Raw genomic sequence first — 19714 nt, 5'->3', positions numbered from 1 at the left:
TGCCGGGAGGGGTGCCGTCAGGCTCCCCTCCCGCATACCCCAGCGCAGTGAAAAGGGAGAGGACGCGATGACCGACCGCCGCACAGTGTTAATGGCCGCCGGAGTTGCGGCAGTCGCCGCGGCCACCGGGGCGGCGGCAGCGCAATCGCCAGATATTCGCGCAACCAATATTCGCGGCGCCGTCACCTTTGTGGGCGGCAAGGCTATCCCGGAAGGTCATCTCGAGATCTATCTTGAGGATCCCGCCATTCAGGACAGTGGGCGACGCCGCGCCGCCAAAACCAGCCTCAAGAGCGAGGGCGGCTCAAAGACGATAGAATTTTCCTTGCCCCTGCCCGCAAGCTCGACCGCTTCACCAACGCTGCAGGTCGTTGCGCGCCTGGAGCGTGCGGACGGCTGGCTGGTGGCGCGGGGCAGCGCGCAGTTCCAGGCCGGCCTGCCCGTCCATGTCACACTCAAGGCAGTTATCTATTGAAGGACGAGATGCCATATCCTGATTGCGAGCCTGCATGCAGCTGACGCCATCGACGCCGCTTACGCTGGTCGGAATCCTGGCGTCCTTTCGACGTGCGTTTTCGGGCATCGTCCTGATGAGCGGCGTCGTCAACGTGCTGACCCTGACCGGCTCGTTCTTCATGTTGCAAGTCTATGACCGCGTCGTTCCGGGTCGCAGCGTGCCGACGCTGGTCGGCCTGGCGGTGCTTGCGGGAACATTGTTCGTGTTTCAGGGAGTGCTGGAGCTGATCCGCTCTCGCCTCATGGTGCGGCTGGGACAGGGGCTGGACGCAAAGCTGAGCCCGTCGGTCTATTCGGCGCTGATGCGCCTGCCGCTGCGCGCCAAGCCTTCCGGCGACGGGCTGCAACCCCTACGGGATCTCGATCAGGTCCGCTCCTTTATCGGCAGTGCCGGACCGACCGCTTTGTTCGACCTGCCATGGATGCCGCTCTATATCGGCATCTGCTTCATTTTTCATTTCTGGATCGGCGTTACCGCGCTTGCCGGCGCCGTTGTCCTGTTTGCATTGACGCTTCTGGCCGAATTCCGGACCCGCGGCCCGACAAGGATCGCCGGGCAGCACGCGGCCGTCCGCAGCACGTTGGCCGAGGCGACAAGGCGCAATGCCGAAGCCATGCAGGCCATGGGTTTTGGCGGGCGTATCGCCGAGCGGTGGTCTGCCGTCAATGCCGAGTACCTGAACGCCCATGCGGCGGCCAGCGATGTCGCGGGAACGCTTGGCACGATTTCCAAGATCCTGCGGTTGATGCTGCAATCGGCAATGCTGGCGATCGGCGCTTATCTGGTCATCAAGCAAGAGGCGACCGGCGGCATCATGATCGCAAGCTCGATCATGATGGGCAGGGCGCTGGCTCCGATCGAACTGGCGATAGCGCATTGGAAGGGTTTCATTTCGGCGCGGCAAAGCTGGGCACGCCTGAAGCAGCTTCTGTCCGCGCTGCCGGAAGGCGCAACCGGCGTGACCCTGCCCGCGCCTGTCAGCGCGCTGGCGGTCGAGAATGTCAGTGTCGCGCCGCCGGGCGAACGCACGCCGGTGGTGTGGGATGCAAGTTTTTCACTGGCCAAGGGAGCAGGCCTGGGGGTCATCGGCCCGAGTGCTTCCGGCAAATCGTCGCTGGTGCGTACGCTTGCAGGTGTCTGGCTGCCGGCGCGCGGCGCCGTGCGGCTGGACGGAGCGACGCTTGACCAGTGGCCGGCCGACGAGTTGGGCAAACATATCGGCTACCTGCCGCAGGATGTGCAGTTGTTCGACGGCACGATTGCGCAGAACATCGCCCGCTTCGACCCGGATGCGTCGTCCGACATGGTGCTTGCGGCAGCCAAGGCCGCCGGCGTGCATGATCTCGTCGTGCATCTGGCCGACGGTTACGACACGAAGGTTGGCGAAGCCGGCGCCTCGCTGTCGGCGGGGCAACGGCAGCGTGTCGCCCTTGCCCGCTCTCTCTATGGCGATCCGTTCATGGTCATCCTGGACGAGCCGAATTCCAATCTCGACTCGGAGGGTGAAGTGGCCTTGTCCGCAGCGATCCAGGGCATCAGGGACCGCGGCGGCATCGTTATCGTCGTCGCGCACCGGTCCAGTGTGCTGGCCAATGTCGATACGGTGCTGGTGATGGCCAATGGCCATGTGCAGGCCTTCGGTCCGAAGGACGAGGTGCTGAACAAGGTCTTCCGATCGGCGGCACCGCTCAAGGTCGTTGCCGCCACGGAAAGAGGCGTTCCTGCATGAGCGAGGACAGAAGCGCTTTGCATCATCGGCAGGTCCGCCGCTATCTGGTGGCTGGCGTTGCTACCTGTCTGCTGCTTGTCGGAGGTGTTGGTGGCCTGGCGGCGGTGACCAAGATGTCGGGTGCGGTGATCGCAGCTGGCCGGCTGGTAGTCGATTCCAATGTAAAGAAGGTTCAGCATCCGACGGGCGGCGTGGTCGGCGAGATCAGGGTGCGTGAAGGCGACCGGGTCAAGGCGGGCGATATTCTGGTGCGGCTGGACGAGACGACAACGCGCGCCAATCTGGCGATCGTCTCAAAAGGTCTGGATGAGTTTTATGCACGGTTGGCGCGCCTGGAGGCGGAGCGTGACGGCAAGGACACGATCAGCTTTCCGGACGTTTTGACATCGCGGCGCGACGAAGCCGGTGTCGCCGCATCGATGGCCGGAGAACAATCGCTGTTCGATTTCCGGCACCAGGCGCGGTCTGGCCAGCGATCGCAATTGCGCGAACGGATCGCGCAGTTGAAGCAGGAGAGTGCCGGCCTGACCGAGCAGCTGCAGGCGAAACGCCGCGAGATCGAGCTGATCCAGATCGAGCTGGAAGGTGTGCGGTCGCTCTGGCATCGCAAGCTGATAGGAATCGACCGCATGACGTCGCTGGAACGGGACGCGGTGCGGCTCGAAGGCGAGCATGGCCAGTTGACCGCGGGAATTGCCCAGGTGAAAGGCAAGGCGTCCGAGATCGAACTGCAGATCATCCAGATCGACCAGGATCTTCGCAGCGAGGTCGCGACCGATTTACGCGATACCCAGGGAAAGATCTCCGAGTTCGTCGAACGCAAGGTAGCGGCCGAGGACCAGTTGAAGCGCATCGATCTGCGCAGCCCGCAGGATGGCGTGGTGCTGCAGTTGGCGGTGCATACGATCGGCGGGGTCATCACCCCCGGCGAACAGGTGATGCAGATCGTACCGGTGACGGACGACCTGACCGTTGAAGCGCATATCGCACCGCAGGATATCGACCAGGTGACGATGGGCCAGAATGCGATTTTGCGCCTGTCGGCGTTCAATCGGCAAACCACGCCGGAGCTGACCGGGACGCTGTCGCGGATCTCGGCGGATCTCACCATCGAAGAGCGTACCGGAGCAGCCTTCTATGTGGCGCGGGTGACGCTTCCGAAAACCGAGGTCGCCAAGCTGCGCGGGCTGGCGCTGGCGCCGGGCATGCCGGCCGAGGTGTTCTTCCCGACGGGCGACCGGACGATGCTTTCCTATCTGGTGAAGCCGCTGTCGGATCAGATCCAGAAAGCTTTCCGGGAGGAGTGAAGCCGCACCTTTGAGAGCTGAAGCCTCGGGACCGGCTGGTTGCCGGTCCCCAAGGGGTAGCCCCTACTCCGCTGCCTTATACCCCGCGATGCCCTTGATCTCGAGGAAATCCTCCAGCCCGTATTCGGCGTATTCGCGGCCGTTGCCGGATTGCTTGTAGCCGCCGAATGGCAGGCCGGCGTCCCATTGCGGATAGTTGATGTAGACATTGCCGGTGCGCATGCGGGCGGCGACTTCGCGGGCCTTCTCGATATCCTTGGCCTGGATGTAGGACGCCAGCCCATAGACAGTGTCGTTGGCGGTGCCGATCGCCTCTTCCACTGTGTCGTAAGGCATGATCGCCAGCACCGGCCCGAAGATTTCCTCGCGCGCGATGCGCATGTCTGATGTGACGTCGGCGAACACGGTGGGGCGGACATAGTAGCCGCGGTTGAGCTCGGCCGGACGCCCCGGTCCACCCGCGACCAGCGTGGCGCCTTCATCTATGCCGGCCTGGATCAGGTCCTGGATCTTGTCGAACTGGATCTGGCTGACCACCGGGCCGAGCTTGGTGCCGGCCGCATCGGCCGGGCCGACGGTCAATTTTTCGGCCGCCGTCTTGGCGTAGCCGGTCGCCTCGTCATGGCGGTCGCGCGGCACGAACATGCGGGTCGGCGCGTTGCAGGACTGGCCCGAGTTGCTGAAGCAGCCGGCGACGCCCTTGCTGACGGCCTTTTCGAGATCGACATCGGGAAACAGGATGTTGGCCGACTTGCCGCCGAGTTCCTGATGCACGCGCTTGACCGTGTCGGCGGCCGCCTTGGCGACCAGGATGCCGGCGCGGGTCGAACCGGTGAACGACATCATGTCGACATCGGGATGGCTGGACAGCGCCTGGCCGACGCCCGGGCCGTCGCCATTGACGAGGTTGAAGACGCCCTTGGGAACGCCGGCCTCGTCGATGATTTCGGCAAAGATGATGGCGTCGAGCGGCGCGATTTCCGAGGGCTTCAGCACCATGGTGCAGCCGGCGGCGAGCGCAGGACCGACCTTGCAGGTGATCTGGTTCAGCGGCCAGTTCCACGGCGTGATCAGGCCGACGACCCCGATCGGCTCCTTGACGATCAGCGACGAGACCTTGACGTGGCGGAATTCGAACGACTTCAGCACCTCGGCCATCTTCCGCAGATGTGCCAGGCCAATGCCGACCTGGCTGTCGAGTGCCATCTGGCGCGGCGCGCCCATCTCGCGCGATACGGCCAGCGCCAGATCGGCGGTGCGCTTCTTGTAGACCTCGATTATGCGGTTGAGGATATCGAGGCGCTCCTCGACCGAAGTGAAGCCGAATGTCTCGAAGGCGCGCTTGGCGGCCGCAACCGCCTTGTCGACATCGGCCTTTGAGCCGAGCGAAATCTGAGCGAAAGCATCTTCGTTTGACGGGTCGATGACGTCGAGTGTGCTGGGCACGACAGGATCGACCCACACGCCGTCGATATAGAACTGCAGATTGTGTGACATGGGCTTCTCCTCGGGGATTTCTGAATTGATGGGGGGCGATCGCCAGATCGTCGTATCGGTTCAGGGATAACGATGGGGCAAGAGCGATGTCAAACGCAAGGGCGGGCGATTAGCCGACGGCTACAGAAGCGTGTGCCCCGCCGCGACCAGAAGCCCCCTTGCCGCGGCTTCATCCTTGGCTTTGACGAGCAGATGGTCACCATCGAAGGTGGATACCAGAAAAATGCCGAGTTCGTTTTCCGACAATGGTCTTATCACCGACAGGACGATGCCTGTTTCGTCGAAGGCAAAGGGACCTTGGAGTTTCAGGGCGACCCAGTCCCTGTCATGCTTCACCCCGTCCGGCACCCGATCCTGCAGGCAGACGACCGAAAGCTCGTCCTCCGTCCTGGTGATGCTGACGAAGCCCGGCCCGTCCGCCCAGCCGGGAATGCTGTCTTTTGCTTCGAGGCGCGAAACCGCATACCGCCCCGTGAGCGGCTTCAACCGGACCCTGACTGCCATCCGATCCTCCCTGTTATCGGCCATCACCCAGTTTCTTGCTCATATAGACCGTCATGCCGTTCATGAACGGCTCCTCCCGGTTGATCGTATAGCCATGCCGTTTGTACAACAACACATTGGCCATGAAGGCGCCGTTGGTCAGCAGGCGCAGCTCGAAGCAGCTGGCCTCCAGCGCCTTCTGCTCCGCCCGTTCCAGCAACAGCCGGCCGATGCCCCTGCCCTGCGCCTGTGGCGCGACGCAGACATTCTCGATCCAGAGATGATCGTCGGCCAGGATGGTCTCGATCATGCCGACGATGCGGCCATTTTCGATGGCGAGATCGAACGGATGTTCGGCGACCGCCTTGTCATAATCGGCGCGCATCGGCAGCGGCTCGCGGCCGATCAGAGGCACCCATTTGGCATAGGCGGCACGCACAATGTCCCTGATGGCGGCAGCGTCCGCCGGTTGGGCCGGCCGAAACAGGATGGAAGAATTGGACATGGCAAAGGCTCCAGACATGAAAACCCCGCCGGCAGACGTCGCGGGCGGGGCTGGAACGAACGAACCGATTTAGTGTGCCGGTCTTTGTCGTCGCGCCTTGCCGCTCCGCACTGTGCAGAGGCGACGTCGCTGGGCGATGGCGAGCGAGAAAATGGACATGACGCCACGCTGGAGTGCAAGACGCAGAGCGTCAAGCTGCATAACCGAGCCAGTCATTATGTTTGCATGGCACAGGCAAGATTGAAGGCATTGCCGACCGTTCACAAAAATCGATCATTTCAACAAAAACAATTCGTTGGAAAGATCGATTCTGGAATGACATTCTCCTGAGGTACTTGCGTGGAGAATTGCATTGTCTTCCGCCGCCCAGCTAGCGAACGATATTCCGATCAGCATGATTTCCGCCGACCTGGCCGTGGGCCGGAAGCGGCTCGGTTCCGTGTGGAATGGCGTCATCCCCGGGATCGTGCTGGTGGCGATGATTACGGGGGTGGCCTTCTCGGCCCATAATGTCTCCGGCTTCGCGCTGTTCAGCCCGATGATCCTCGCCGTCGTCGCCGGCATGATCTATTCCAACGTGCTCGGCACGCCCGCCCACGCCAAGGCCGGCATTGCATTCTCGCAGAAGCGCCTGCTGCGCTTTGCCATCGTGCTGCTCGGCTTTCAGCTGACGCTCGGCCAGGTCGTCTCCATCGGCGCCGGCGGCGTCGGCATCGTGGCGCTGACCCTTGGAGCGACCTTCGTCTTCACCATTACGCTTGGCCGGCTGATCGGCGTCGACGCCAAGCTGGCGCAGCTGATTGCCGCCGGCACCTCGATCTGCGGCGCTTCGGCGATCGTTGCCACCAACATCGTCACCGATGCGCGCGACGAGGACGTCACTTATGCCGTCGCCTCGATCACGCTGTTCGGCACCGTCGCCATGCTCGGCTTTCCGCTGCTGGCGCCGGTGCTCGGCCTCGACCAGCACGCATTCGGCCTGTGGGCCGGCGCCTCGATCCACGAGGTGGCACAGGTCATCGGCGCCGGCTTCCAGAACGGCGCCCAGTCCGGCGAGATCGCCACCGTCGCCAAGCTGACCCGCGTCGCCCTGCTGGCGCCGATGGTCATCGCGCTCGGCCTGATGGCGCGCCGCAAGAGCAATGGCGATCGCCCAAGCGACCAATCCGGTGCGCGGCCGCCGATGCCGTGGTTCGTCGCCGCTTTCATCGCCGTCGTGGCGCTGAACAGCCTGGTTGCCGTGCCGGCCGAAGTGAAGTCGGCCATGGCGTTCGCCACCACCATCATGCTGACCATGGGGCTCGCCGCCATGGGTCTGCAGGCCAACATTTCGCAGCTGCGCTCGCGCGGCCTTCGCCCGCTGGCGCTCGCCTCCTGCGCCTTCCTGTTCATCGGCGGCTTCAGCCTGATGCTGGTGAAGTTCGCCTAGTCCTCGAACGAACTCGCCGCGACATAAATCGCGGCAAGCGCCTCGATGCCGGCCTGGTCGTCCTTGTCGAAGCGGCCGGGCGTCGGGCTGTCGAGGTCGATCAGGCCGAAGACGCCCTCATTGTCCCTCAGCAGCACGACGAGTTCCGAGCGCGAGTCGGCGTCGCAGGCGATGTGGCCGGCAAACTCGTGCACATCCTTGACCAGCATCGACATTTCGAGATCGATCGCGGTGCCGCACACGCCCTTGCCGACGGCGATGCGCACGCAGGCGGGTTTGCCCTGGAACGGTCCGAGCACCAGCTCCTCGTCGGAGGCCAGGAAATAGAAGCCGGCCCAGTTGAGATCGGGCACCATCTGGAAGATCAGCGCCGATGTGTTGGCGGCGTTGGCGACGGAGTCGCTCTCGCCTTCCAGCAGCGCCTTCAACTGGGTGGCGAGTTCGCGGTAGAAGGCTGGCTTGTCGGTGCTGTCGATGGTCTGGGCCGCAAACATGGCGTCGTCTCCATTGCCGGCGGGCCAAAAAGCCCGCTACATTTCCTGTCTGCCACCAATGACGCTCCCGGGAAATACACAATTGTGAATACCGACCGTGCCAGCCAAACACACGACCGGGCGCAACCCGCAGCGAGCGAAGGTCCCCTCACCTTCGCCGTGCTGGTCTTTCCCGGCTTTCCGATGATGGCGTTCAGTTCGGTGATCGAGCCGCTGCGCGCCGCCAATGTGCTGGCCAAACGCGATTGTTACCGCTGGGTGATCGTCGGCGCCGACCAGGGAACGGTCGAGGCGTCCAACGGGGTTGTCATACAACCGGGATTCTCAGCGTTCGGCGCGCCGAAGGTCGATCGCATCGTCGTCTGCTCGGGCGGCAATGCGGACCTCGTCGTCGCCGACGATGCGGTTGCCTGGATCCGCAGGAGCCTGCGCGCCGGCGCCCATATCGGCGCGGTGGCCGACGCCGCCTTCTTCCTCGCCAGGGCCGGCTTGCTCGACGGCCATGCTTGCACCTTGCACTGGACCAGCCAGGCGGCCTTCACGGAGGCCTTCCCGGATATCGAGCTTCGGCGCGATCTCTATGTCATCGACCGCAAACGCTTCACCTCGGCCGGTGGCGTCGGCAGCCTCGACATGATGCTGGAGATCATCACCAACGATTATGGCGGCGAGCTCGCGGCGGGCGTTGCCGAATGGTTCGTGCACAGCCCCTTGCGCTCGAGCGTCGACCGCAAGCTGATGCCGCTGCGTCTGCGCACCGGCGTCCAGAACGAACTGGTGCTGTCGGCCATCGCCATCATGGAGGATGCGGTCGAGGAGCGGCTTGGGATGACCGAGTTGGCGGCAAGGCTGGGCGTCTCCTCCGACAAGCTGGAGCGCAATTTCCGCGCCCAGCTCAGCATTTCGCCCAATGGATATTACCGGCGGCTCCGGCTGCGGCGCGCCGCCGACCTGTTGGCCCATTCGACGCTGATGGTGCGAGACGTGGCTCTGGCCTGCGGCTTCGCGTCCATGTCAAGTTTTGCCCGAGCGTTTCGCGAGGAGCATGGGCACGCGCCGAAGGCGATGCGGCGGCATTAGAGGGCGCTGCGCGCTAACGCGGTGAGATGCTGGCGGGACAGCGCCCCCCACTGTCCTGCCGGACATCTCCCCCACACGGGGGGAGATCAGATGTCGCCTCGGCTTTCGCCAATCACCAACGTTGCAGGGCGAGCGGGATGCGAAAGCTGCTAATCTCCCTCCTTGTGGGGGAGATGTCCGGCAGGACAGAGGGGGGCGCGAAGGATCGCAACATTGCCCTTTGTATCCATGCCCTTCTTGCGGCAGTTCGCACGACATCTGCGGATTCTCGCACAGACATTTTTCGGCGCATGGCTATGGTCTAGCCCTTCAGGAGGCGCACCCATGAGCATCGTCGTTTTCGACCCGGACAGCACCGAGGATGTGGATTTCAAGGACCGCATGCGCCACCCGGTCGCGGCCGACTCCGCCGGCGGCATGTGGCTGTCGGATACCGAGCCGTCCTTCATCGATGCCGACGCCTTGCGCAAAGGGCGGCTGGCGAAACTGCGCGGCTGGATGCGCGAGGCGGGCTATGGCGGCGTCGTTTTGTTCGACCCCTACAACCAGCGCTATGCCACCGGCTCGCGCAACATGTTCGGCTATTTCCTGCGCAACTCGACGCGGTATTTCTTCATCCCGACCGACGGGCCGATCGTGCTGTTCGAATACCCGCAGAGCTACCATGTCTCGATGGTGCTCGACACGATCGACGAGGCGCGGCCGTCCAAGCTGGTATGGTCTTCGGTGTCGGGCCGCGACGACGAAACCGCCGGCCCCTTCGCCGACGAGATCGCCGAGCTTTTGACGAAGCACGGCGGCGGCTCGATGAAGCTCGGGCTCGACCGCTGCAGCCATTTGCAGGCGCTGGCGCTGGAAAAGCGCGGCTGCGACGTCAGGGATTGTCAGGGCGAAATCCTGGCGGTGCGGGCGGTCAAGACGCCCGAGGAAGTCAAATGCCTGCAGGTGTCGATGGCGGGTGCGGAAGCCGCCGTCTACGCCGTGCGCGAGGCGATAAAACCCGGCGTCTCCGAAAATGAGCTGTTCGCCATCATGTATGGCGAGGTGATCCGCCAGGGCGGCGAGTTCATCGAGACGCGGCTCCTCACCTCGGGACAGCGCACCAATCCGTGGTTCAACGAGGCCAGCGGCCGCAAGATCCGGCCGGGCGAGCTTCTGGCGCTCGATACCGATACGATCGGCTGCTATGGCTATTATTCCGATTTTTCGCGCACCTTCCGCTGCGGGCCGGGCAAGCCGACCGGCTATCAGAAATCGCTCTACCGCATGGCGCACGACCAGGTTCAGCACAACATTTCGATCGTCAGGCCGGGCATGGCTTTTCGCGAGATCGCCGAAAAGGCGTGGAAAATCCCGGACCGTTTCGTCGACCAGCGCTATACCTCGGTGATGCACGGCGTCGGGATGCATGGCGAGACGCCATTCATTGCGCACGCCATGGACTATGAAACCTATGGCCGCGACGGCATTATCGTGCCCGGCATGGTGGTGAGCGTGGAAAGCTATATCGGCGAGAAGGGCGGACGCGAGGGCGTCAAGCTGGAAGACGAGATCCTGATCACCGACACCGGCACCGAGCTTCTGTCGCGCTTTCCCTACGAGGATGAGTTTCTGGAGAAGCAGGTTTGATGGTCGTTTCGCATCCCTTGGCAACCAGCGCGAACGCCAATCCCGTCGTCATCCTAGGGCGAAGCAAGGAGCGAAGCGACGCGGCGCAGACCCCTGGAGCTGCTCCGCAGCCCAAGGGATCCATGCCGGGACTCATCCGCGCCGCAACGGTGCAAGTTCTGCTCCGCCGCATTCCTTGGCCAATGTCACGGCATGGACTCCAGAGCGCCGCAACGGTGCAGATCCTGCACAGTTGCACTCCACGGTCGACGTCACGGAACGGATCCCAGGGTCTCCGCGACGCCGCTGCGCGGCTGCTTCGCCCTGGGAGGACGAAGTTCGGAGGACGCCGACCAATCTCCACCGCTTGCGCTGCCCTTGCGAGAAGAGCGGCGGCGTTGGTCGCGAACCAAGGCCTATCCGCATGAAAAGCCCCATCTCCATCAAACGCGGCACGGTCGCCGCGGCGTTCATCGACCTCCAGGAAGAGCATCGGCAGGATAAGCGCTATCTGGTCGAAGGTTTTGGCGAGGTGCTGGCCAACGTCCAGCGCCTGCAGGCGGCGGCGCGGCGCAACTTCGTGCCGCTGTATCACTGGGCCTATATCGTCGATACCGCCAAGGCGCGTCCGTTCCATCCGCTCGACGCCGACGGCAAGTCTGCCTTTTCCGACAAGACCGATCCGCTGACGGAGATTTGCCATGAGGTGGCGCCCGCGGCCGGCGAGACGATGCTGGTCAAGACGCAGGCCAGCGCCTTCGGCGCCGGGCCTGCCGCAACCGAACTCAAGGCGCGCGGCATCGAATGGCTGATCGTCGCCGGCGTCTGGACCGAGGCCTGCATCGACGCCACCGTGAAGGACGCGGTGGCATCCGGCTTTCGCGTGCTTCTGGTCAAGGATGCCTGCGGCAGCGGCAGTGCCGCCATGCACCAGACCGCCATCCTCAACCTTGCCAACCGGCTCTATGGCGGCGCCGTCACCAACACGATAGACGCGTGCCGGCTGATGGCGGGCGACACCATCGATGCATGGCAGGTCGAAGGCTCGGTACCGCTGCGCTTCACCTTTGAAAACGCCGAACGGCTCTACGGCGAGCTCTGAGAGATGGGCACGGTCCACAAGCTCAAGACCGCCAGGCGGGGGAAATACGCCACCCTGCTCGATCCGGCGCTGTGGGAGTATATCGACCTGGTCAATGACTGGTTCCCGCCAGAAATCGCCGAACTTCCGATCGCCGAGCAAAGGTCGGTCTATGATGCGATGTGCCGCGCCTTCCATCAGGGTTATCCCAAAGGGGTTTCGGCCAGCGGCGGCATCATCGCCGCCGATGCAGGGCACGCCATCCCGATCCGCTACTATCGGATGGCGGGCAAGCCCGTGCGCGCCGTCATCGTCTACTATCATGGCGGCGGCTTTGTGCTTGGCGGGCTCGACAGCCATGACGACATCTGCGCCGAGATCTGCGCCGGCACCGGTTTCGACGTTGTCTCGGCCGACTACCGGTTGGCGCCGGAACATCCCCACCCGGCCGCCTTCGACGACGCGCTGACCGTGTTCGAATGGGCGGCGGTGACAACGGACCTGCCGATCGTGCTCGTCGGCGAAAGCGCCGGCGGCACCCTTGCCGCCGCGGTCGCGCACGCGTCTCGCCGCCACCTGCGCCGGGCGGCCGGCCAGGTGCTGATCTATCCCGGCCTCGGCGGCGACGAGAGTGCCGGCTCCTATGTCGCACATGCCGACGCACCGCTGCTGACGCTGCGCGACATCGCGTTCTACCGCACCATTCGCTCTGCCCCGGCACAGTCGCCCGACGACCCGACTTTTTCGCCGCTGAGCGACAATGACTTCTCCGGCCTGCCGCCGACTGTCATCATCACCGCCCAATGCGATCCGCTGTCATCGGACGGCGAGACCTATCGCGACCGCATCGTTGCGGCAGGCGGCCGCGCCTGGTGGTATGAGGAGCCCCGCCTCGTGCACAGTTTTCTGCGCGCCCGCAAAAATGTTCCGCGCGCCGGCGAGGCGTTCGTGTGCACGCTTGCAGCCATCGCCGCCGTCGCCGTGCTCGGCAAGAACGACGAAGCGCTGATCTCCCCCCTGGTGGGGGAGATGGCCGGCAGGCCAGAGGGGGGCGCGAAGGATCGCGGCCCTTCAGTATCCTAAATCAACGCAACGATTATCTGCGATGATACTCCAGTCGGCAGACGGGATGGCGGGACAGCGCCCCCCTCTGTCCTGCCGGACATCTCCCCCACAAGAGGGGAGATTGGCCGTCTACCACTGCGGAGTGGCGCACAAGAATCGCGGAAAAGAGAACATTTCCCGGGGTCGGCCCGCTTTATCATTCACCTGCTCAGGCAACGGCGCCCGATGATCGCATCCGCCCCCAGCGGAGGCGGACCGTCGGGGCGCCCAACAAAAGAGGGAACGACGATGAAATTCATGCTGACCGACCGCAATTTGCACCCGCAGGCCAAACCCGTCGCCCAAGATTTCACAAAGGGCGGCGTCAACCGGCGCGAATATCTCGCCATCATGGCCGGCTTCGGCGTCAGCGCGGCCGGAGCACTGGCATTGGGAGGCCTCAGCGCGTCGCCCGCCCGGGCAGAGGAGCCGAAGCGCGGCGGCACCTTGCGCGTCGCCATGAACGTCAAGGGTTTCAAGGATCCGCGCACCTTCGACGGTGTCGAGATGTCCAATGTGGCGCGCCACTGCAACGAATATCTGGTGCGCTGGAACCGCGACTTCACCTTCGAGCCGTGGCTGCTCGAAAGCTGGGAAACCAGCAACGACGCCAGGACGCTGACGCTGCATGTGCGCAAGGGCATCGCCTGGTCGAATGGCGACGCCTTCAACGCCGATGACGTCATCCACAATCTCAACCGCTGGTGCGACGCTTCCGTCCCCGGCAATTCGGTCGCCGCGCGCATGGGCGCGCTGGTCAATGCCGACACCAAGAAGCCGGTCGATGGCGGCATCGAGAAGGTCGACGATTTCACCGTAAAGCTCAATCTGCCGAAACCCGACATTTCGCTGATCGCAGGGATGGCCGACTATCCCGCGCTGATCATGCACCGCTCCTATGAGGGCGGCGACGATCCGATGAAGGCGCTCGCAATCACCACCGGCCCTTGCGAACTGGTCAGCTGGAATGCCGAGACCAGTGCGGAGGTGAAGCGCAAGGACAAGCCCTGGTGGAAGGGCGACTTCTACCTCGACGGCATCAAATGGGTCGATTACGGCTCCGACCCCAACGCGATGCTGTCGGCGTTCGAATCCGGCGAGATCGACACCGACCATGAGACCGCCTCCGACGCCGTGTCGCAGACCGAGCAGATGGGCTTGTTGAATTCCGAGATCGCCACCGGCTCGACCATCGTTGCCCGCTTCAATGTCGGCAACGCGCCTTATGACGACGTCAAGGTGCGCCGCGCCGCCCAGCTTGCGGTCGACAATTCGGCCGTGCTGGCGCTCGGCCTCGGCGGCCGCGGCAAGCCTGCCGACAATCACCATGTCGGCCCGATGCACCCGGAATTTGCCGATATCGGCCCGGCCAAGCGCGACACGGAACAGGCCAAGAAATTGCTCGCCGAGGCCGGCAAGACGGACCACGAATTCGAGCTGATCTCGGTCGACGTCGAATGGCAAAAGAGCACCGGCGATGCGATCGCCGCGCAGATGCGTGAGGCCGGCCTGAAGATCAAGCGAACCGTGCTGCCCGCCGCGACCTTCTGGAACGACTGGAGCAAATACCCCTTCTCCACAACCGAATGGCTGGGCCGCCCGCTCGGCGTCCAGGTGTTGGCGCTCGCCTACAAATCGGGCGCCGCCTGGAACGAAAGCGCCTATGCCGACAAGGAATTCGACACGCTTCTCGACAAGGCGCTGGCAACGCCGGACGCCGCCCAGCGCAAGGAGATCATGGCCAGGATCGAGCAGAATCTGCGCGATGCCGGCATCATCATCCAGCCCTACTGGCGCTCGGTCTACCGCACCTATCGCAAGGGCGTGCAAGGCTGCGAACAGCACCAGTCGCTGGAGCAGCATTTTGAGAAGGTGTGGCTGGAGGGGTGATCGTTCGGGGACGCCGCATACCGGCTGGCACCTGAGCGGTATGTCGCTCAGGTAAATACCTGCAGCGCACTCCGAGCATTTACGACGGTGTCTGTCTTGACGCGGCGATCGTGGATCGGTCTGGTGTGTCGACGAGGCGCCGCTGTGGGCTCGCGTCATTCCGGAGAATACACATGCGCGCCCGTTGGGCTTTCATTCTTGCACCCATTATTCCGGCGATCCTGCCCGGCTACAATTGGCATGCGAACCACCCTGAGACGGGGCCGTTGTCGGGCTTCATCTTCGTAACCCTTGTTTTCTATGTTGTGGAGGCGGTGGTAGGAATTCCGGCCTTCTATGTCCTCACCCGACGGCGCTGGCAGTTTTTTTGGGTATACGTCGTCGTTGGCTTTCTGGCAGTTTTTGTTCCAGCGTTTGTCTTCGGCCTCATTAAGTGGAGTCCTCCATTGGGAATCGGCGGAGTTCTCTATGCATGCTCCTTCATAGGGATACTCGGTGGCGCTACAGGGCTGATCTTCTGGCTTTTGGTGCGCCCAGACAAGGACCCTGTCGAACAGATTGCTTCGCACTTTACCTAGGTCAGCACCCCAAGATTGAGTTCAAGGCCTGATACACTTTGGCCGCGATATTTTGCACGAGAACGCATGGACCACTTCGACCTTGGCACCTATCGCCGTCCAATCTCCACAGCCTCGGCCGAGACGCAGCGCTGGTTCGATATCGGGCTGAACTGGTGCTACGGCTTCAACCATGAGGAAGGCATAAAGTGCTTCGAAAAGGCGCTGGAGACCGATCCTGATTGCGCCTTCGTGTATTGGGGCATCGCCTATGCCGCCGAGCCTTTTTACAACCTCACCTGGAAGGAGCACGGCAAGGACGAGGCTAACCGCGCCGCGCGACGCTGCTTTGATCATGTCCAGCTTGCGCGGGCTGGTTCTGCGGGCGCAAGCCCCGTCGAGCAGCGGCTGATCGAGGCGCTGGCCGCACGCTTCCAGCAGCCGCATGGCGTGACGCCGGCGGAATTCGAACAATGGGACAATGCTTACGCTGCCGCCGCGATGCGGTAGGTCTATTGTGACTTTCCCGACGACCATGACGTGATGGCTCTCACCGTCGAGGCGCTGATGATGCGCACCGTGCGGCGGCTGTGGGATTTGAAAACCGGCAAGCCGGCGCCGAACTAGATGTGCTGGAGGCGCTGGAGGTCTGCGAGCGATCGATCCGGCTGTCGGACGAAGCCGGCACTGCGCCGCATCCGGCGATCCTGCACCTGCATATCCATCTGCTCGAGATGTCGACGCAGCCGGAACGCGGCATGCGCTCGGCGGACCGGCTCGGCACCATGTGCCCCGATGCCGGCCACATGAACCATATGCCGGGCCATATCCATGTGCTGTGCGGCGAGTACGAGAAGGGCAAAGCTGGCCAGCGAAAAGGCGGTGCGCGCCAACGACCTCTACCTCGCCTATGCCGGTGAGACGACCTACTATCTGCTCGGCTGCTGCCACGATTTGCATCTGATGATGTTCACCTGCATGTTCCTTGGCCAGTACCAGCCGGCACTGTGGGCGGCTGACAAGGTGCGCAGCCTGGTCACGCGCGACGTGGTCGCCATCCAGGACCGGCCAAAGCTGACGCAAACAGTGGAGGGCTATCATGCGATAAAATCGCATGTGCAGGTGCGCTTCGGCCGCTGGCAGGAGATCATCGATGAGCCGATGGTGGACGAGCCGGCACTTTATGTGCTGGCCGCCGCCATGCAGCACTACGCCAAGGGCGTCGCCCATGCGACGCTCAAGCAATTCGCGGCAGCCGAGCGTGAGCGCGAAAATTTCCGCAGGCATGTCGAGAGCATTGCGCCCGAGCGGCGCTTCCTCAGCAACCCGGCACGGGCCTCGCTAGCCGTCGGCGCCGCCTTGCTCGATGGCGAGTTGGCCTACCACCAGGGGCAGCATGACGACTCTTACGCCCATCTGCGCCAATCCGTCGAACTCGACGACAATCTGTCCTACACCGAGCCCTGGGCCTGGATGCACCGCCGCGCCATGCGCTGGCGGCACTGGTCCTCGACCAGGGCCACACTGACGAGGCCGAGCAGGTCTATCGCGACGACCTCGGCCTGAGCGGCAAGGTCCAGCGCTGCGCCCAGCACCCCGACAATGTCTGGTCGCTGCACGGGTTGGTGGAATGTCTGAAGCGGCGCGGCGAGAGCGTGGAACTGCCGGGGGTGCAGGAGAAGCTCGACGTAGCACTGGCCAAGGCTAATGTGGCGATCACGTCGTCATGCCTGTGCCGGACGAGACCGCAGGCGGACCGTAGCTGCTGTCGTTGAGAGGGCAGCCAACCGACCGAAATCGGCGACGTTCGCTCACGAGAAAATCTCAGCCAGATCGTCGATGCTGGTGCCTTCCTTGAGCTGTCGCAACTCCACATACATGACGACGATGGCGATCGATACCACCAAGCCTTGGGCTGTATCGACCAGGGCGTTGAGCAAAAAGCCCAGTGTCAGACCAAATGAGAAAAAGAAGGCGTTCGCCCAAATATCCACGGTGATTGAAGGCACGAGCACGACAAGCCAGATGCACAGCAACGGCCAGCGGCTGCCTTTGGTCAGGTCGCGGCTGCGTTGCATGCTGGCGAACACGCCACGCCCTTCACCGACAATTACCGGCGTCGTGACCGACCAGCGCGCCAGCAGCAACAGTCCGGGAACGATGATGAGTACCAGGCCCAGCCAGAAGGCGAATGTGATCAGGATCGAGGCGGCGCTTGCCGGTAGCAGAAGCGCACAGGCTGTTCTGATGCAATCGCGTGCCGACGGCCGTTCGCCGCGCAGATCCATCAGGGCCGCTCGCGTCAATGCCGCCTGCATGAAAGCCCCCAGCACAAAAAAGCCCAACATGAAGATTGCCGTGATCGTCAACCGTCGCATCGAGTATTCGGGCTCTACTGACCCAACGGATACCCAGAACCAGTAGGAAAATCCAAACTCCGGCAAGGCGTATACGAACAACGCCACTCCCAAGCACAGCACCGGATTGCGCCGGATAATCGCGAACGTATCGCGGAGAACCCTGCCGATGCGAAATTTGCCTGGCTGCTCCGGCGTCATCGACGTCACGATTGCCCTACCCCGGTCGATGTGCCGTTACGAAAAAATCTGCGCCAGTTCGTCGACGCTGGTGCCTTCCTTGACCTGGCGCAGTTCGACATAGGTGACGGCAATGGTCACCGACAGCATCGTCGAAAAGATCGTCGACACCAGAGTGCTGCCAATCGCTCCGACCAGGACACCGACACCGGTGACGCCGCCGGCGGTGGCGAGCGCCAGTCCGAAAAACAACGAGAACACCGCCTGGATGAGCATCGCCGCCACGCCAATGATCAGCAGCAGCCAGAATATCGACCAGCGGCTGCCCTTGGTCAGGGCACGGCTGCGCGATATCGAGCCGAACACGCCAAGCCGCTCCTGAACCGCAATGGGCACGGAAACCGATACGGAAATCAGCCACATGAAAGCGGGAATAAACGCCAGGGCAAGCCCGATCAGCCACCCGATAGGGGGAATGACCCAGGCGATGAAAACCATCACAAAAACAGCCACCACCAGAGTGACAATGATCAGAATGCCTATGCCCAGCGTGGGCAAGAAGCTGCGCAATGCTATCTGGATGCAGTCGCCGATGACCGGCCGCTTGCCGTTCAAATCCTCGATCGCCGCCCTGACGAGCGCCGCTTGCACCAGCAAGGCCAGCACGAAAATGGTCAAGGAAGCGATTATCGACAAGCCCGAGTAGTCTTCCATGGCTGACGTTTCGAAAGCGGCGGCGTTCCCGGCGCTGTCGACGTTCACCAATGTAGCGACCCGGGACAGGTTCCAGAGGTTGTACAGCAGTGCGGGCAGGGTTGAGAAAAGTCCGACGACCACAGCAAGGAAACCCAGATTGCGGCCGATGACCGCGAAGCTGTTGCTGAAAACCCTGCCGATGCGGAATTTTTCCGGTCGGTCCTGCGCCAGTGACGTCACGATGCCTCCTGCCCTGGCACCCGCCTTGACCTGACCGGGTCAAGGCGGTGCAAACCCGTCGGCTTACGAGAAGATCTCGGCCAGTTCGTCGACGCTGGTGCCTTCCTTGACCTGGCGCAGCTCGACATAGCTGACCGCGGCGGCGACCGACAGCAACATCGACATCACGCTCTGCACCAGTGCCGCCACGACAGTAGCGACAATGTCGTGAAACAGGTAGACAAACACGCCCACCGCGCCCTGGATGACCATGCCGATGATGATCAGGACAAGGAACAAGCCGAAGAGCGACCAGCGGCTGCCCTTGGTCAGGGCGCGGCTGCGCGACATCGAGCCGAACACGCCGAGCCGCTCCTGGATCTGAACCGGTATCGCAACCGACCAGCCCAGCCACAAGATGATGCCGGGCACCAGCAACGCAAGCGCGGCTAGGCCTGCGCCCAGGCCGACGAGCAGGCCGATCGCCAATGTCGGCAGAAAATATCGGATGGCTATCTGCAGGCAATCGCCCAAGGTCGGCCGCTTGCCGTTCAAATCCTCGATTGTGGCTCGCACGAGCGCCGACTGCAGCACCAGTACGAAAAGGGAGGCAATGAAACTGGCCGGGAGCGTCACCCAAATGTTGCTAAACACCAGGGCGGGGTCGGCCGCAGCGCCGGGATTGGCCGTCAGGAGCGCCTGCATGCGCGATTCGGTCCATAGCCGAAGAATAACTGCCGGCACCCCCGCAAACAGCACCGAAAGCCCCACGAAAAGTATGACGTTGCGGCCGATGACGGAGAAGCTGTTGTTGAAGACCCTGCCGATCTGAAATTTCTCAGGCCGTGCAAATGTTGCCGAAGTCATGATGCGCCCCCTGTTCCACCGCCGAATATTGTCCGGCAGCCGCAGTAGTAAATTTGCCAAGATTAACAACTGGCGTCTAGCCCACTTGCAAAAGTTACGCTGCATTGCCAGTGT

General features: G+C 63.1%; 17 protein-coding genes and 1 pseudogene. 11 read left to right on the top strand and 7 right to left on the bottom strand.

Annotation, left to right across the window (positions count from 1 at the left end; all coding sequences use genetic code 11):
• Positions 1 to 67 precede the first annotated feature (67 nt).
• Genes NKJ58_RS13220 through NKJ58_RS13210 form a run of 3 tightly spaced genes read left to right on the top strand, consistent with a single transcriptional unit; the run spans position 68 to position 3553 of the window.
• Positions 68 to 475, top strand: coding sequence for a hypothetical protein (locus tag NKJ58_RS13220; protein ID WP_352513320.1), 408 nt, complete (start codon positions 68 to 70; stop codon positions 473 to 475).
• Between the two features lie 34 nt (positions 476 to 509).
• Positions 510 to 2246, top strand: coding sequence for a type I secretion system permease/ATPase (locus tag NKJ58_RS13215; RefSeq protein ID WP_023705801.1), 1737 nt, complete (start codon positions 510 to 512; stop codon positions 2244 to 2246).
• Entirely contained in the window at positions 2243 to 3553 is a 1311-nt protein-coding gene (locus tag NKJ58_RS13210) for an HlyD family type I secretion periplasmic adaptor subunit (protein WP_023689671.1), read from the top strand. The genes NKJ58_RS13215 and NKJ58_RS13210 overlap by 4 nt, the downstream gene beginning before the upstream one ends.
• Before the next feature lie 63 nt (positions 3554 to 3616).
• On the opposite strand, the gene NKJ58_RS13205 is transcribed toward NKJ58_RS13210, so the two are convergent.
• The 3 genes from NKJ58_RS13205 to NKJ58_RS13195 form a co-directional block, all read right to left on the bottom strand.
• Positions 3617 to 5050 (bottom strand): aldehyde dehydrogenase family protein, encoded by a 1434-nt coding sequence (locus NKJ58_RS13205; RefSeq protein WP_352853256.1) that lies wholly within the window; start codon positions 5048 to 5050, stop codon positions 3617 to 3619.
• Between the two features lie 120 nt (positions 5051 to 5170).
• On the bottom strand, positions 5171 to 5554 hold the full coding sequence (locus tag NKJ58_RS13200) for an ACT domain-containing protein (RefSeq protein WP_352519305.1): 384 nt from the start codon (positions 5552 to 5554) through the stop codon (positions 5171 to 5173).
• A gap of 13 nt (positions 5555 to 5567) precedes the next feature.
• Positions 5568 to 6038, bottom strand: a complete 471-nt coding sequence (locus NKJ58_RS13195; RefSeq protein WP_352519306.1) for a GNAT family N-acetyltransferase — start codon at positions 6036 to 6038, stop codon at positions 5568 to 5570.
• Positions 6039 to 6432: 394 nt separating this feature from the next.
• On the opposite strand from NKJ58_RS13195, the gene NKJ58_RS13190 reads away from it, so the two are divergent.
• On the top strand, positions 6433 to 7467 hold the full coding sequence (locus NKJ58_RS13190) for a YeiH family protein (RefSeq protein ID WP_352853254.1): 1035 nt from the start codon (positions 6433 to 6435) through the stop codon (positions 7465 to 7467).
• On the opposite strand, the gene msrC is transcribed toward NKJ58_RS13190, so the two are convergent.
• Positions 7464 to 7961, bottom strand: a complete 498-nt coding sequence (msrC, locus tag NKJ58_RS13185) for a free L-methionine (R)-S-oxide reductase MsrC (protein ID WP_352853252.1) — start codon at positions 7959 to 7961, stop codon at positions 7464 to 7466. The two genes, NKJ58_RS13190 and msrC, sit on opposite strands and share 4 nt — an antisense overlap.
• 183 nt (positions 7962 to 8144) lie before the next feature.
• Here msrC and NKJ58_RS13180 point away from each other — a divergent pair, with 183 nt between their 5' ends.
• The 7 genes and pseudogenes from NKJ58_RS13180 (at position 8145) to NKJ58_RS13150 (ending at position 17056) form a co-directional block, all read left to right on the top strand.
• Positions 8145 to 9041: a GlxA family transcriptional regulator gene (locus NKJ58_RS13180; RefSeq protein WP_352853274.1), complete on the top strand. Its 897-nt coding sequence runs from the start codon at positions 8145 to 8147 to the stop codon at positions 9039 to 9041.
• A gap of 324 nt (positions 9042 to 9365) precedes the next feature.
• Positions 9366 to 10670 carry a M24 family metallopeptidase gene (locus NKJ58_RS13175; RefSeq protein ID WP_352853250.1) on the top strand — a complete coding sequence of 435 codons (1305 nt, stop codon included), beginning with the start codon at positions 9366 to 9368 and terminating at the stop codon, positions 10668 to 10670.
• 403 nt (positions 10671 to 11073) lie between these two features.
• On the top strand, positions 11074 to 11751 hold the full coding sequence (locus NKJ58_RS13170) for an isochorismatase family protein (RefSeq protein WP_352853248.1): 678 nt from the start codon (positions 11074 to 11076) through the stop codon (positions 11749 to 11751).
• Between the two features lie 3 nt (positions 11752 to 11754).
• Entirely contained in the window at positions 11755 to 12813 is a 1059-nt protein-coding gene (locus NKJ58_RS13165; RefSeq protein ID WP_352853246.1) for an alpha/beta hydrolase, read from the top strand.
• Positions 12814 to 13083: 270 nt separating this feature from the next.
• A complete protein-coding gene (locus NKJ58_RS13160; protein ID WP_352560285.1) occupies positions 13084 to 14724 on the top strand; it encodes an ABC transporter substrate-binding protein in 1641 nt (546 codons plus the stop codon).
• Positions 14725 to 14897: 173 nt separating this feature from the next.
• Positions 14898 to 15302 (top strand): hypothetical protein, encoded by a 405-nt coding sequence (locus NKJ58_RS13155; protein WP_023698040.1) that lies wholly within the window; start codon positions 14898 to 14900, stop codon positions 15300 to 15302.
• Positions 15303 to 15368: 66 nt separating this feature from the next.
• Positions 15369 to 17056: pseudogene (locus tag NKJ58_RS13150) on the top strand (hypothetical protein).
• Positions 17057 to 17092: 36 nt separating this feature from the next.
• Here NKJ58_RS13150 and NKJ58_RS13145 read toward each other — a convergent pair.
• From NKJ58_RS13145 to NKJ58_RS13135, 3 genes are all read right to left on the bottom strand, one after another.
• A complete protein-coding gene (locus tag NKJ58_RS13145; protein ID WP_023715256.1) occupies positions 17093 to 17848 on the bottom strand; it encodes a hypothetical protein in 756 nt (251 codons plus the stop codon).
• A gap of 27 nt (positions 17849 to 17875) precedes the next feature.
• Positions 17876 to 18754 carry a hypothetical protein gene (locus NKJ58_RS13140; RefSeq protein WP_352519311.1) on the bottom strand — a complete coding sequence of 293 codons (879 nt, stop codon included), beginning with the start codon at positions 18752 to 18754 and terminating at the stop codon, positions 17876 to 17878.
• 63 nt (positions 18755 to 18817) lie between these two features.
• Entirely contained in the window at positions 18818 to 19705 is an 888-nt protein-coding gene (locus NKJ58_RS13135; RefSeq protein WP_352560283.1) for a hypothetical protein, read from the bottom strand.
• Positions 19706 to 19714: the final 9 nt, after the last annotated feature.

It is taken from the genome of Mesorhizobium sp. M0139 (assembly GCF_040322455.1).
Classification (GTDB): domain Bacteria; phylum Pseudomonadota; class Alphaproteobacteria; order Rhizobiales; family Rhizobiaceae; genus Mesorhizobium.
Note: the sequence above shows the minus strand (reverse complement) of the source record. Positions and strands in the feature narration are given on the sequence as shown.